The organism is Kitasatospora sp. NPDC036934, from assembly GCF_055608425.1.
Genome location: NZ_JBVJQR010000031.1, coordinates 50,331 through 64,627 on the forward strand (window position 1 = coordinate 50,331; position 14,297 = coordinate 64,627).

Here is a 14,297-nt window from a genome sequence, read left to right on the forward strand (position 1 = left end):
CGCGGCCGATGGTACGGGGTGGAGGTGACAACTCTTTGTTCGCCCTTTAGCCGTGCTTTGCGCACCTGGGCCGTCCCGTCCCGCGCGGACCGGTGCTAGTCGGCCGGCCGGGCCCGGACCCAGGTGCGATCCTCCGTGAGGTACTCCTCGACCCGCAGGCCGGCTTCTGCCAGCGCCTGTTCGAAGGCCGCCGCGGTGAGCGGACGGGACAGGAAGGTCTGGGTCCAGATGCCGTCCGGGAAGACGTACTCGGCGTGGACCGAATTCACCCCGGTACCGACCGGTGTCGCGGACAGGATCCGGGCCACCCCCTCCGTCCCGGCGATCCGGCTCTCCCGCGGCACGTTGCGGTGCCAGTCCTCCCCCTCGCGCTGCACCAGCACGCAGCCGTCCTCGGCGACGTGGCGGCGGCAGGTCTCCAGCAGGCCCTGGCGGACCGCCGGGTCGCCGGCGTGCACCAGGAAGGAGGCGAGCATGACGACGTCGAAGCGCTCGCCGAGGTCCAGCCGCTCGATCGGGCTGCACACCGTGCGGACGTCCGACCGGACCCGGGCCAGCATCTCGGCGGACTCGTCCACGGCCGTCACGGCGAAGCCGCGCTCGACCAGCGGGTGGGTCATCCGGCCGACGCCGCAGCCCAGTTCGAGGATGCGGGCGCCCGGCGGCACCGCGGCCTCGATCACGTCCGGTGCGTCGCCCACCGGGAGGCGGGTCCACACCTCGACCGCGCAGCCGTCCGGGGTGATCGCGCCGGTGCCCGTTCCGTCGTAGCCCTCGCGTCGCTCGTCACTCATGTGCGTGTCGTTGCCCATGGGCCTCATCGGAGCACGGGCCCGGCGGGGAGGGAAGGGAGAGCGGACGGCTTTCGGTCAGCCGCCGGACGGTCCGTCAGTCGCCCTGCGGGCCCTCCAGTTCGGCCAGGGCGGCGCGCAGCCAGGTGAGTTCGGCCTCGGTCGTGGCGCGGGCGGTCAGCAGCAGGCCGCGCCGGAACGGGTCGGTGAACTCCTCGGCGCTGCGCGGGCGGTCGTCCTCGTAGAAGAAGCTGGCGGGCTCGGTGAGGAAGTCCAGCCGGCGGCGGAGCACGGCGGCCTGGGCGGCCGGGTCGTCGAGGTGGCGCAGGAAGGAGACCACCGTGGTCCAGCGGTTGCCGTCGCTGATGTCCAGCGGTTCGGGCTCGCGCAGCCGTTCGAGCAGGGCGGTGCGGCCGGCCGCGGTGAGGTGCAGGGTGTGCCGGGGCGCGGCGGCGCTGCCGGGCTCGGTCTCGCGGACCAGTAGGCCGTCGGCCTCCAGGCGCTTGATCGCGGGGTAGAGCGAGCCGTCGCTGATCGGGCGGATGTGGCCGGTGAGGGCGGCGAGGTGGCGGCGCAGCTGGTAGCCGTGCAGCGGCCGGTCGTACAGGAACCCGAGGATCGCGAGTTTCAGCATGGGCTCACTCTTCCAGCTCTTCCGGACCCGTGTCCCGGGGCATCGGTATATCGGTTCCGTTATACCTCGAAGGCGATGTATGGTCTGGCCTCGACAGCTTCCCACCGACACAGGAGCGTGTGCGCGTGCGCGAGACCCCCGTCACCCCGAACGGCGACCGGATCCGCTGGGTCGAGCTGCCCGGCGCCGAACCCGCCAGGCTCTACCTCCACGGGCTCGGCGCGAGTTCGCCCGTCTACTTCGCGGCCGCCGCCGCCCACCCGCTGCTCGGCGGGCACCGCTCGCTGCTGCTCGACTTCCTCGGCTTCGGGATCAGCGACCGCCCCGCCGACTTCGCGTACACCCTGGAGGCGCACGCCGACACGGTCGCCGCCGCCGTCGCCGCGGCCGGCCCGGAGCGGGTCGAGGTGGTCGCCCACAGCATGGGCGGCGCGATCGCGATCGTCCTGGCGCACCGGCACCCCGGGCTGGTCGCGCGGCTGGTCCTGGTCGACGCCAACCTCGACCCCATCGCGCCCGACCGCGAGCGGATCGGCAGCAGCGGGATCGCGACCTACTCCGAGGCGGAGTTCCTGGCGGGTGGGCGGGCCGAGGTCGCCGAGCGGGTCGGCCCGTTCTGGTGGTCCACCATGCGGCTGGCCGGCCCGGAGGCCCTGCACCGCAGCGCCGTGCACCTCGCCCGGGGGAGCGAACCGACCATGCGCGAACTGCTGCTCGGGCTGGACCTGCCGCGCACCTTCCTCCACCCGGAGGCGGACGCGCCCGCCGGTGCCGACGGGCTGCGCGCGGCGGGGGTACGGGTGGTGGAGGTGCCGGACTGCGGGCACAACATCATGCTGGACAACCCGGACGGCTTCGCGGCGGCGGCCGCCGCGGCGCTGGGCGCGGGCTGAGGAACGGCTGCTGCACCGGGACTTCCACCTGGGACCTCCACCACGGCGACGTCCTCGCCCCGCTGCCCGGCAGCGGCTACGCCCGTTCCGCGGTGAACCGCACCCGCGCCCCCGGCGCCAGCAGCGCCGCCGGTTCGCGGGCCGGGTCCCAGAGGGCCAGTGCCGTCCGCCCGATCAGCTGCCAGCCGCCGGGGGAGGGGCTCGGGTAGACGCCGGTGTACCGCCCGGCCAGGGCGACCGAGCCGGTCGGGACGGCGCTGCGCGGGGTGGCCCGGCGCGGCACCTCGTAGCGCGGCGGCAGCCCGGTGAGGTAGCCGAAGCCGGGTGCGAAGCCGCAGAAGGCGACCACGTACTCGGGCTCGGTGTGGATCCGTACGGCGGCCTCCGCGGAGACGCCCCAGAGCGCGGCGACCTCCGCCAGGTCGGCGCCGTCGTAGACGGTGGGGACCTCCAGCAGCGGCCCGCTCGCCGCGGTGGCCGCCCCCGGACTGGCGGTGCGCAGCAGCGCCGCCAGCGCGGGGGCGTCCGCGACGCCGTCCAGCAGCACGGTGCGGGCGGCGGGGACGACTTCGTCGACCCCGCCCAGTTCCCCGGCGGCCTGCCGCTCGCGCAGCCACCCGTACAGCGCGGCGACCTCGGCCGTGCCCGGCAGCTCGACCAGCAGCGCCCGCTCGCCCACCCGCCGCACCCGGCGGCCGGGGCCCCCGTCCGCCGTCATGTGAAGGCCTCGACCCGGACGCCGGCCGAGGCCAGGGCGCCGCGGATCCGCCAGGCGAGCTGGGCGGCGCCGGGGGTGTCGCCGTGGACGCAGAGCGAGCGGGCCTCGACGGCGATCCGGTCGCCGCCGACGGCCTCCACGGTGCCGTCCCGGGCGATGCCGACCGCGCGGGTGATCACCGACCCGGGGTCGTGCACCACCGCGTCGGGCTCGCGGCGCGGGACGAGGGTGCCGGCCCATGTGTACGCGCGGTCGGCGAAGGCCTCGGTGACCACCGGCAGGCCGACGCCCTCGGCGACGGCGAGCAACCGGGAGCCGGGCAGTCCGAGGACGGGCAGCGGCCCGTCGCAGACGGCGCCCGCCCGCAGCACGCCGGCCACCACGGCCTCGGCCTGCTCGGAGTCGGTGACCACCCGGTTGTAGAGGGCGCCGTGCGGCTTGACGTAGGAGACCCGGGAGCCGGCCGCGCGGGCGAAGACCTGGAGGGCGCCGATCTGGTAGGCGATCTCGTCGGCCAGTTCCTCTGGCGGGACGTCCATCGCGCGGCGGCCGAAGCCCGCCAGGTCGCGGTAGGAGACCTGGGCGCCGATCCGGACGCCGCGTTCGGCGGCCAGTGCGCAGACCCGGCGCATCGTCGACGGGTCCCCGGCGTGGAAGCCACAGGCGACGTTCGCGCTGGTCACCACGGACAGCAGGGCCTCGTCGTCGGTCAAGGTCCACCGCCCGAACCCCTCACCGAGGTCCGCATTGAGATCGATCACCGCATCGGCCACGCCCGTCCGCCTCCCAGCAGCTGTTGAGCCAGATGGTAGGGCCTGGCGAGGAAGCCCGTCGGCCGTGACCCGGACGGCCGACGGGCCCACCGGCGCGGGTGCGAAGCCCACACGCCCCGGGGCGGCGCCCAGGAGCGCCGACTCAGTTCGCGGCAAGGCGTTCCTGGAAGGAACGTTCCAGCGGACGCAGTGCCCGCAGCACGATCAGCAGCGGAATGACGCCGAAGACACCGAACGACATGTCGATGAATCGCCAGACCAGCGGGATCCCGCGCAGCGGCCCGCAGATCAGCGCCAGCGGGATCACCGCGCCGCAGGCGAGCACCGCCCAGCGGATCACCCAGATGTTGCGGACCGGGTCCTTGAGCGGTCCCCAGAAGGCGGCGCCGATCACCAGGTGGGCGAAGGCCAGCCAGTCGGTGCCGTAGGCCAGGAACGGGTAGTTCCGGTTGGTCTCGGCGATGCCGGTGTGGACCCGCACGAACCAGGCGGTGACGGCCGGGACGTGGTCGGTCAGCGGGGCGGCCGGGCCCGCGGCGAACTCGGCCAGCCAGCGGGTCTCGGTCTCCAGCGGGAAGGCGGTCAGGCCGCTCAGTACCAGGCAGACCAGGAAGAACCGGAGCCAGCGCCGGGTCTTCCGGAGGGTGACCGCGGGGTCGCCGTCCATCTCGCACACCTCCAGCGCGCGCCGGGCGCGCGCATGCCGAATGTGCAGGCGGGCCTTGTCCCGTCTGCGCAGGAGCGACTCTAGACCCTGCATTTGAACGCGTTCAACATGACCCCCGGATCGGCCTCGGACACGCCGATGCCCGGGCACCTGAAGGGCCCCGGGCATCGGAGGAACAGCGGCTGCTCGGTGGAACCGGCTACGCGGTGTAGGTGTACGTCACCGGCGTGCTGGTCCCGCCCGCCGTGGTGACCGTGACGTCCACCGGCCCGGGCACGGCGCCCGCCGGAGACGTGGCCGAGCAGAAGGACGGCCCGCAGGAGACGTGCGCGGCCGGCACCCCGCCGAAGGCGACCGAGCCGTAGGTCAGGCCGGTGCCCTGGAGGTACACCTGGGTCCCGCCGGCCACCGGCCCGCTCTTGGTGGTCAGGTTGCTCACCACCGGCGCGGGCGGTGCCGGCGGCGGGTCGCCGGTGTAGTCGAAGGCGGCCGGTGCCGCCGCCGTGCCGCCCGGGGTCACCACGGTGACCGGCGCGCTGCCGGAGCCGCCGGGCGTGGTCACGGTGCAGGCGGTGTCGGTGCAGGTGCCCGCGGCCGGGACGCCGCCGACCAGCACCATGCCGCTCGACAGGTTGCTGCCGCTGACGGTCACGGCGGTGCCGCCCGCGCCCGGTCCGGTGGTGGTGTCGAGGCCGGTGACGGCCGGTGCGGCCTGGACGGTCGCCGGCAGGTAGGACCGGCTGCCGAGGTCGTACCGCGAGATGTGCCCGGTGGGGTCGGTGTCGTTCGGGTTGGCGGCCGTCACCGTGATCACGCCGGCGATCGGCACCCCGGCCGTGGTGCGGAGGTTGAGCTTCATGAACTCGCTCTTCCCGACCACCCGGGTGCCGGTGAGCACGGCCTCCAGGTGGCGGCCGTCGGGGGAGAGGGTCTCGGTGAAGGTGTAGTCGTACGGCGTGGAGTAGAACATCGCGCCGTCGGTGGTGACGCCCGGCGGCAGGTCGACGGTGAAGTGCGTCGGGCCGGTCAGGTCGGAGGTGCCGGCGGAGACCCAGCTCGCCGACATGGTGCCGGAGGTGAAGAAGCCGCCGGGGTAGTTCCCGCTCTGCGACACGGTGACGTGCTGGGCGGATGTCGACGGCGGGCCGGCCGGCGCGGCCACGGCGGCGCCGGTGCTGAGGACGGTCACGGACAGGGCGGCGGCGAAGCCCGCCATGGCGGGTCGGGTGATCATGGGACGATCATCACCGGTCGGGCGCACCGCCCTCACGGTTTTCTCGAATACCGGTTCGGGAATGGCGCGATCCCGTCGAAACCACGTTCTGAATCCGCCCCCGACACGCCACCCGGCCTGCCGTCCGGCCCGTCCGCAAGGTCCGTTTCGGTCGATGTCGGTGCGAACCTCTAATCTTGTCCACCGTGACCGTCATCGCTGACCCGCCCGCCGAGCCCGGCCTCCGCCCGGCCGCCGGCGCCGCCGTGCCCGCCCCGCGGCCCGCGCCCGGCCCCGCCGCCGACGAAGGCCTGGCCCGTCGGCTCAAGGCGCTGGCCTGCACCGCCCCGCTGCACGACCTGGACAACCGCAAGGTCAACCTGGCCGGCGAGTACGGCGGCTACGCGATGGCCGAGGTCGGCCTCGCCGCGATCGACCTGGTCACCCTGCACATGGACTTCGACACCGGGGCCGACCGCGACATAGTGCTCGCCCGGATGCTGCCCCGGGTCGCCGCCCAGGCCCCGCACCGGCACGCCCCCGAGCACGAGCGGGTCGCCCGCTGGGTGCTGGAGTCGCTGATCAACGTCGGCAGCGTGGACCGCGGCTTCCGCGCCGTCTACGGCACCTTCGGCGCCGACGGCGAGTACGTCCGCCGCGACTACGACTTCAAGCTGATCGAGGAGGTCCCCGGCCCCGACGGCGGCGTCTACCTGCGCACCACCGACGAGGCCGTCAACGTCCTGGTCGGCGCGCTGGACACCGACGTCACCTCGGCCCAGATCGCCGCCGAGGTCAAGCTGGAGGTGCTGATCCGCCGCGGCCGCCTGGCCGACGCCCAGCTCGCCGCCGAGCAGGCCCGCTACCGCACCGTCCAGTACGCCGAGACGCTGCGCCGCGCCCTCGACGCCACCCGCCGCAACGTCCGCGCGGTCGACTGGATGAAGGCCGTCCCGGACCTCATCGACGAGGCGCTGGACCACATCGCCGACCGGTACCGGCACGAGAACGCGATTCTCACCAACATCCGCAAGGCCCGCGACGAGGCCGAGGACCAGGAGCACAAGCGCCGCGCCGCCGAACTGGTCGACATCGTCAAGGACTGCATCCGCCGCCACACCCAGCTGCAGACCCGACTGCTGGAGGCCGGCCCGCTGTTCCGCGCCGAGCAGGACCGCCAGGCCTTCGCCACCCCCGGCACCCGCAGCGGCATAGACCTCTACGGGCAGCTGCTCGCCCCCGTGCTGAGGCTGCCGATAGAGCAGGCCGTCCGCCCCACCGGCGCCTTCTTCGCCCGCGGCGCCGGACTGCGCACGCCCGTCTCGGTCCGCGTCGCCGACCTGGTCGACCTGCTGCTCACCCCGCCGGTCGAGCGCGAGCACCTCGGCGCCGAACTCCCCGACCCGGACCTCGTCGCCACCCCGGACGACAGCCGCTTCTCCGAAGCCCAGCTGGAGGCCGCCCAGGAACTGCTCGACCTGCCCCCGGACGCCCCCCGCCGGCTCTCCGGCCTGCTCGCCGACGCCCGCCGACAGGACCCGGAGCTCCCGTACCTGGTCGCCCTGCTGGCCGTGCACGCGGCCAGCCCGCCGGTCGGCACCGCCTACCGCCAGGGCGAGGAGCGGCTGCTGTTCGCCGTGGACGACGGCACCCCGCTGCGCGACCGGGAGTTCGGGGGTGCCGACCTGATCGTCGGCAGCGCCCTGCTCGACGCGGTCGGCATGGCCGCCGACCGCAAGGACGCCGGCTGACCGGCCGGACACCCACGTTGACGCCCCACCAGACATTCCGTAGCAGCAACACCCCTGAGGAGCACCGCCCGTGACGACCCACCACGACACGTCCTGGGCGGCCGAGACCGAACCCGCGGCCCCCGCGCCGATCACCCCGGCCGACGTCGCCGACGCCGCCCGGCTGGTCTCCTTCGGCCTCCAGGCCAAGCTGCTGCCCGCCCGCGACGCCGAGTACGCCGAACTCGTCCGCCGCCACCGCGAGGACCCGCCGTTCGCCCGCCTCGCCGACGCCATCGCCACCGGCATGGGCCTGGTCGTCCTGGAGGTCTCGCCGCGGGCCGGCATGGCCGTCGCCGCCGCCGAGGAGTCGCTGTTCGCCGTCCGGATGGGCGACTACTCGCGCCGCGCCGCCTCCGAGAGCACCGACCGCTTCCTGCACGGACTGGCCCACCTCGCCGTCGCCGCGATGGCCTTCCCCCGCCCCGAGGACCTCGCCGACGACGGCTACCTCGGCCGGATCACCGTCAACGGCGTCGACTCCTTCGTCCGCCAGGCCTGCCGCCGCCTGGAGGAGCAGGCCGACGCCGACGGCGCCAACACCGACCCGGCCTCGGACGCCCCCGGCCTGGAGGCGGCCTGGCGGGTCTGGGCCCGGCGCACCGCCACCGGCGCCACCAAGGACGCCCGCCGGCTCTCCGGCTCCACCATCGGCATCGTGGCCAAGGCCGTGATGTTCCTGGTGGACTCCGGCTTCCTGCAGAAGGTCTCCGACGACTCCGGCGGCACCTACCGCACCACCGCCCGCTACCAGCTCCAGGTCCGCGACCTGGCCGGCAGCGCCGCGATGGCCGAACTGCTCGACCTCGGCATCGTCCCGGTCTCCGACGGCACCGCCAGCCTGTTGCCGCCGGACACCGGCGACGAGCTGGTCGCCGACGCCGGCCTGCCGTTCCACTCGCTCTGACTGATCGCTCTGATCTGATCGCTCTGACAACCCCATAAGACGCACGGAGAACCGCCGCACATGTACGAGCTCAACCGGGTCCGCCTCTACTCGATCGGACCGGCCGGCGCCCGCTACGCCGACACGGTGCTCGACCTGCGCGGTGTCGGCGAGCCCGTCGCCGACCCGGCCCCGCAGCAGATCGGCCTGTTCGGCGAGGACGCCGACGGCCCGGTCCGCCGCCCCGCCCCGGCCGGCGTGCTCTTCCTGGAGAACGGCGGTGGCAAGTCCGTCCTGCTCAAGCTGATCTTCTCGGTGATGCTCCCCGGTCACCGCAACACCCTCGGCGGCGCCAGCTCCGGCGTGCTGCGCAAGTTCCTGCTCGCCGACGACTGCGGCCACGTCGCCCTGGAGTGGCAGCACACCGTCACCGGCGAACTCATCGTGGTCGGCAAGGTCAGCGAGTGGCGCGGCCGCCAGGTCTCCTCCGACCCCCGCAAGTTCGCCGAGACCTGGTACTCCTTCCGCCCCGGCCCCGGCCTCACCCTCGACTCGCTGCCGGTCGCCGAACGGATCAGCCTGGCCGGCGACCAGAAGGCCCGCGGCCGCCGCCGCACCATGAAGGGCTTCCGCGACGCCCTCACCGAGGCCGGCAAGGCCCACCCCCACCTCGACCTGGTCTTCGAGGACGGCCACGACCGCTGGACCGAACACCTCGGCGAACTCGGCCTCGACCCCGAACTCTTCCGCTACCAGCGCGAGATGAACGCCGACGAGGGCGAGGCGGCCGGCCTCTTCGCGGTCAAGCAGGACAAGGACTTCACCGACCTGCTGCTGCGCGCCGTCACCGACACCCGGGACACCGACGGCCTGGCCGACCTCGTCCACGGCTTCGCCGCCAAGCTCGGCCTGCGCGCCGAACTCACCGCCGAACGCGACTTCACCGCCGGCTCGCTCGACCTGCTGGAACGCATCGTCGAGGCCACCGCCGCCCGCGAGACCGTCCGCGAGGCCCACCGCACCGCCGAGCGCCGCGCCCGCCGCCTCGCCCACGCCCTCACCTCCCGCGCCGCCGCCGAGCGCGACCGCGCCCAGGACCTCGCCATCGAGGTCGCCGCCGCCGCGAGCGCCGTCACCGCCGCCGAGGCCGACCGCACCCGGCACAGCCTGATCGCCGACGAACTCACCCACCGGCACGCCACCCTGAGCCTCGCTGCCGCCACCGCCGAGGCCGCCGCGCTGCGCCGCGAACTCACCGACGCCCGCACCCTGCACTCCGCCTGGCAGGCCGCCGAGGCCGTGCTGCGCCAGCGCGCCGCCGCGGACCGGGTCGCCCGGGTCGCCGTCGCCATCCGCGAGGCCGAACTCGACGCCGCCCCCGCGCTCGCCGCCCGCGCCCGCGCCGCCACCGCGCTCGCCCGCGCCCTGGAAGCCGCCGCCACGGCCGCCGAGACCCGCGCCGACACCGAGGAGCAGCGCGCGAGCGAGCTCCAGGAGGACGGCGGCAAGGCGCAGTCCGCCGCCACCGAGGCCGCCACCGCCGCCCAGAAGGCCCGCAGCGAGGCCGAACACCTCCGCCAGCGCCTCGCCGAAGTCGAGCAGGAGACCGAGGCCGCCGTCGAGGCCGGCTTCATCGACTCCGACGGCGACGTGGACCCGGCCCGCGCCGCCCTGCACGCCGCCGACGTCGAGCAGGCCGCCGCCGCGGCCCTCACCCAGGCCCGGACCACCGCCGAGGCCTGCGCCGCCCGGCTGCGCGAGGCCGCCGCCGCCACCTCCCGCGCCGAACTCGCCGCCGAACGGGCCGGCGACGCCCGCAAGGACGCCGCCCGCGCTCTCGCCGCCGAGCAGCGCACCGCCGCCCTGCTGGCCACCGAGCAGCGGCTCGCCGACCTGCTCTCCCTGACCCCCTACCAAGAGGGTGCCGAGGAGGACGCCGGCTTCCTCACCCCCGCCGTGCTCGACCGCAACGCCGAGTACCTGCGCGAACTCCTGGACGAGGCGATCGCCACCGCCGAGCGCACCCTGTTCGACCTCCGGACCGCCGCCGCCGACGACTCCCGGATCCTCGCCGCACTCGGCGACGGCGGCCTGCTGCCGCCCGGCCCCGACGTGCTGGCCACCGTCGAGTACCTCGCCGAGCACGGCATCCCCGCCCTGCCCGGCTGGCGCTACCTCGCCCAGTCCGTCGACCCGGCCGACCACGAGGCGATCCTCGCCGCCCGCCCCGAACTGGTCGACGGCGTGGTCGTCACCGACCCGGCCTCGCTGGAGCGCGCCCGGGAGGCCCTCCAGGCCGCCGCCCTGCTGCCGCGCTCCACCGTCGCGGTCGGTGCCGCCGCTTCGCTGGTCGCCCCGATCACCGACGAGCCCGCCTTCTTCCTGGTGCCGCCGAACCCGGCCATGCACGACGAGTCCGCCGCCGACGGCGAGCGCCGCGAACTGCGCGCCCGCGCCGCCGCCCGCGAGGAGCACATCCGCGAACTCGCCGGCCGCCTCGGCGCCGACCGCGCCCTCGCCGCCCGCCTCGCCTCCTGGCACGCCAGCTGCCCGCCCGGCACCCTGGCCGAACTCGCCGCCGCCGCCGAGGCCGCCCGCGAGCACGCCGAGCAGGCCGCCGCCGCCCTGGCCACCCTGCGCGCCGACCACGACGAGGCCGAGACCGACCACGCCGCCGCCGCCTCCGCCCACGAGGAGCACCGGGAGACCGCCCAGCGCGCCCGCCGCCGCGCCGACGCCCTCTCCGGCCTCGCCTTCCGGCTGCGCGAGCGCGCCACCTGGGCCCGCCGCCAGCGCGAACTGGCCGAGGACGCCGCCGAGTGCGACCGCCGCCAGGCCGTCTGCGCCGAACGGGCCCGCACCTGCGACGAAGACCGCCGCGCCGCCCAGCGCGCCGCCGACGACGCCCGCCGCACCGTCCGCGCGCTGCGCGCCGAACGTGCCGAGATCCCCGCCGCCGAGCAGGCCGACGAGCCCGCCGAGCAGAGTGCCCCCGCCGCGCTGCCCGCCCTTCGCGAGGCCTACCGGGCCGCCTCCCAGCTGTACGAGAAGGTCGGCGTCGGCGCCGACCTGCGCGCCGAACAGGCCCGCGCCGAGGGCGACGAGGCCGCCGCCGCGACCGAACTCGACCGCCTCACCAACAAGGTCCGCACCCGCGCCGAGGAACTCCTCGGCAGCCCCGACGGCGCCGACGGCCCGGCGCGCCAGGCCGCCGCCGCCCGCGCAGAGGAACTGGTCGCCACCATCGAGGCCCGCTCGGCCGCCGCCAGCGAGCAGCTCGGCCGGCTGCGCGGCGACGCCGAGCGCTCGGCTCCCGCAGACGGCGAGGCGCACACCGAGCTGCCCGACGAGCTGGTGCCCACCGACCCCGAGCACGCCCAGGTTCTGCTTCGCACCGCCACCAGCCGGCTCGCCGAGTGCCGCGAGGCCGTGGACGCCGCCCGCACCGCCCACGCCGACCTCCTGCGCACCTTCGACACCGCCCAGTCCGCCGCCGCCGACTTCGACGAACTGGCCGGCCAACTGCGCGACGGCCTGCGCGAGCAGCCGGAGGACGACGCCCAGCCGGTCGAGCCCTACCTCGGCTCGCTGCCCGAGGCCCGCAACGCCTCCACGGACGCCCGCCGCGGCCTGCGGACGGCCGTCGGCGAGCTGTCCTCGGCCGAACTCGCCGTCCGCGACGCCTCCGACGCACTGGTCCGGCACGCCAACGCCGCCCGCTACGAGGCCGTCCGCACCCCCGCGCGCCAGCAGATCCGCGAACTGCCGGCCTCCGCGCTGCCCGAGCACGCCGCCGCCTGGGCCGCCGCCTTCGCCCCCCGACTGCGGGTGCTCACCGACGAGCTGACCCAGCTGGAGAAGAACCGCGGTTCGATCGTGGACCGGCTGCGCGGACTGGTCGAGTCCTCGCTCACCACCCTGCGCGCCGCCCAGCGGCTGTCCCGGCTGCCCGAGGGCCTGGGGGAGTGGTCCGGCCAGGAGTTCCTGCGGATCCGCTTCGAGGACCCGGACCACGCCACCCTGGTCGAACGCCTCGGCGAGGTCATCGACGAGGCCACCCGCGCCGCCGTCCGGAAGAACAGCGACCTGCGCCGCGACGGCATGTCCCTGCTGCTGCGCGGTGTCGCCGCCGCGATCGGCCCCAAGGGCGTCAGCGTCGAGATCCTCAAGCCCGACGCGGTGCTGCGCGCCGAGCGGGTGAGTGTCGGCCAGATGTCCGACGTCTTCTCCGGCGGCCAGCTGCTCACCGCCGCCATCGCGCTCTACTGCACGATGGCCGCGCTGCGCGCCAACGACCGCGGCCAGTCCCAACTGCGGCACGCCGGCACGCTGTTCCTCGACAACCCGATCGGCCGCGCCAACGCCACCTATCTGCTGGAGCTCCAGCGGGCCGTGGCCGACGCACTCGGCGTCCAGCTGATCTACACCACCGGCCTGTTCGACACCACCGCGCTCGCCGAGTTCCCGCTGGTGATCCGGCTGCGCAACGACGCCGACCTGCGGGCCGGCCTCAAGTACATCTCGGTGGAGGAGCACCTGCGCCCCGGCCTGCCCGCCCCGCAGGACCCGGACGGCCCGACCATCCACGGCGAGATCACCGCCACCCGGATGTTCAAGCGCCCCCCGGAGGTTCCCGCCCAGCAGTGAAGTGACTAGCGTGATCGTCATGTTGACGATCGCGCACCTCAGCGACATCCACCTCGGCCAGGTCCACCGCCGGGACGCCGGCAAGCGGGCCCGGCGGCGGGCCGAGCAGGTGATGGCGTACCTCGACGCCCTGCCCGGCCCGCTGGACGCGGTGCTGGTCACCGGCGACCTCGCCGACCACGGCCTTCCCGAGGAGTACCGGCAGGTCGTCGAAGTGCTGGACTCGCGGCACCCGGTGCTCACCTGCCCCGGCAACCACGACGTCCGGGCGCCGTACCGTCAGGTGCTGCTCGGTGAGGAGCCGTCGACGGATCCGGTCAACCGGCTGCACCGGCTGCCCGGTGTCGACGTGCTGATGCTCGACTCCTCGATACCCGAGCAGCACGACGGCCTGCTGGCGGACGACACCCTCGACTGGCTGGACGCCCGACTCTCCTCAGGCCGCCAGGAGTTGCCCGCGCTGGTGGCGTTCCACCACCCGCCGGTCGAGCTGTACCTCCCGAGCGTCGACCGGATCCGCCAGTTCGGCGAGGCTCGCCTGGCGCAGGTGCTGCGCCGTCACCCCCGGGTGGCCGCGCTGCTCTGCGGGCACTCCCACACCCCCGCCGCGACCACCTTCGCCGGCCTGCCGGTGCTGGTCGCGCCGGGGGTGGTCTCCACCGTCACGCTGCCCTGCGAGGGCGGGCGCGGCATCAGCTTCGACCACCCGCCGATGCTCGCCTTCCACGTCCTGGACGACGCGGGCCGGCTCACCACCCACTACCGGGTCGTCCCCTAGCGGTCGACACCCCGCGCTGGTACGGCTGTTGGGGCTGCTGCTGCGGGTACTGCGGCGCCGCCCCGCCGGCCCGGGGGAACGGCCGGGCGGCCAGTGGCTCGGGTGCGACCCGGCTGCCCGCCATCGGGGAGGCGGAGTTCGGCCCGCGCAGCCGCTGGGCGGCGACCTGGCGGGAGATCAGGATCTCCAGCAGGCACCACATCGTGCCGAACACCCCGAGCCCCATCGCGAGCAGGGCGGGCGTCATCAGCCAACTGCCCGCGTACGAGGCCAGCGTCGCGACCACCACGCCCACCAGCGTGAAGGCCAGGCAGAGCACCGCCCGGACCGCGGCGGAGCGCACCTCGTCGGGCAGGCGGCGACGGCGGCGTGGCACGGACATCGGGCGACCCCCTGGCGCGAATCCGGTGGCGTACGGGAAGCGGGCGCACACGAAACACGCCCCCTTGCCCCACTCTGCCCCGCGGAACCCGGACCATGCGTCCGAATCCGTTGAATTGCCGCCAA

Annotated in this window: 12 protein-coding genes; 5 read left to right on the forward strand and 7 right to left on the reverse strand. The window is 75.0% G+C overall.

Features of this window, described 5'->3' with window-relative positions:
* Positions 1–95: 95 nt before the first annotated feature.
* Together ACZ7BZ_RS32640 and ACZ7BZ_RS32645 are read right to left on the reverse strand one after the other, a co-directional pair.
* Positions 96–794: a class I SAM-dependent methyltransferase gene (locus ACZ7BZ_RS32640; protein ID WP_470361498.1), complete on the reverse strand. Its 699-nt coding sequence runs from the start codon at positions 792–794 to the stop codon at positions 96–98.
* A gap of 94 nt (positions 795–888) precedes the next feature.
* Positions 889–1,425: a PadR family transcriptional regulator gene (locus ACZ7BZ_RS32645; protein ID WP_380456739.1), complete on the reverse strand. Its 537-nt coding sequence runs from the start codon at positions 1,423–1,425 to the stop codon at positions 889–891.
* Between the two features lie 125 nt (positions 1,426–1,550).
* Here ACZ7BZ_RS32645 and ACZ7BZ_RS32650 point away from each other — a divergent pair, with 125 nt between their 5' ends.
* Positions 1,551–2,318 carry an alpha/beta fold hydrolase gene (locus ACZ7BZ_RS32650; RefSeq protein ID WP_470361499.1) on the forward strand — a complete coding sequence of 256 codons (768 nt, stop codon included), beginning with the start codon at positions 1,551–1,553 and terminating at the stop codon, positions 2,316–2,318.
* 76 nt (positions 2,319–2,394) lie between these two features.
* Here ACZ7BZ_RS32650 and pxpB read toward each other — a convergent pair whose 3' ends face one another.
* The 4 genes from pxpB to ACZ7BZ_RS32670 form a co-directional block, all read right to left on the reverse strand.
* Positions 2,395–3,036 carry a 5-oxoprolinase subunit PxpB gene (gene pxpB, locus ACZ7BZ_RS32655; RefSeq protein WP_470361500.1) on the reverse strand — a complete coding sequence of 214 codons (642 nt, stop codon included), beginning with the start codon at positions 3,034–3,036 and terminating at the stop codon, positions 2,395–2,397.
* Positions 3,033–3,797 (reverse strand): LamB/YcsF family protein, encoded by a 765-nt coding sequence (locus tag ACZ7BZ_RS32660; protein WP_470361521.1) that lies wholly within the window; start codon positions 3,795–3,797, stop codon positions 3,033–3,035. The genes pxpB and ACZ7BZ_RS32660 overlap by 4 nt, the downstream gene beginning before the upstream one ends.
* A gap of 154 nt (positions 3,798–3,951) precedes the next feature.
* A complete protein-coding gene (locus ACZ7BZ_RS32665; protein ID WP_470361501.1) occupies positions 3,952–4,476 on the reverse strand; it encodes a hypothetical protein in 525 nt (174 codons plus the stop codon).
* A 199-nt stretch (positions 4,477–4,675) separates the two neighbouring features.
* A complete protein-coding gene (locus tag ACZ7BZ_RS32670) occupies positions 4,676–5,710 on the reverse strand; it encodes an IPT/TIG domain-containing protein (RefSeq protein WP_470361502.1) in 1,035 nt (344 codons plus the stop codon).
* A gap of 245 nt (positions 5,711–5,955) precedes the next feature.
* On the opposite strand from ACZ7BZ_RS32670, the gene ACZ7BZ_RS32675 reads away from it, so the two are divergent.
* From ACZ7BZ_RS32675 to ACZ7BZ_RS32690, 4 genes are all read left to right on the forward strand, one after another.
* The gene (locus tag ACZ7BZ_RS32675; protein ID WP_465750241.1) at positions 5,956–7,440 is read left to right on the forward strand and encodes a hypothetical protein; all 1,485 of its coding nucleotides are present in this window, start codon (positions 5,956–5,958) and stop codon (positions 7,438–7,440) included.
* 70 nt (positions 7,441–7,510) lie between these two features.
* The gene (locus tag ACZ7BZ_RS32680) at positions 7,511–8,386 is read left to right on the forward strand and encodes a hypothetical protein (RefSeq protein ID WP_380456727.1); all 876 of its coding nucleotides are present in this window, start codon (positions 7,511–7,513) and stop codon (positions 8,384–8,386) included.
* 60 nt (positions 8,387–8,446) lie between these two features.
* Positions 8,447–13,012, forward strand: a complete 4,566-nt coding sequence (locus ACZ7BZ_RS32685; RefSeq protein ID WP_470361503.1) for a hypothetical protein — start codon at positions 8,447–8,449, stop codon at positions 13,010–13,012.
* 19 nt (positions 13,013–13,031) lie between these two features.
* A complete protein-coding gene (locus ACZ7BZ_RS32690) occupies positions 13,032–13,790 on the forward strand; it encodes a metallophosphoesterase (protein WP_470361504.1) in 759 nt (252 codons plus the stop codon).
* Here ACZ7BZ_RS32690 and ACZ7BZ_RS32695 read toward each other — a convergent pair.
* Positions 13,762–14,172, reverse strand: a complete 411-nt coding sequence (locus ACZ7BZ_RS32695; protein ID WP_470361505.1) for a hypothetical protein — start codon at positions 14,170–14,172, stop codon at positions 13,762–13,764. The genes ACZ7BZ_RS32690 and ACZ7BZ_RS32695 overlap by 29 nt on opposite strands.
* Positions 14,173–14,297 lie beyond the last annotated feature (125 nt).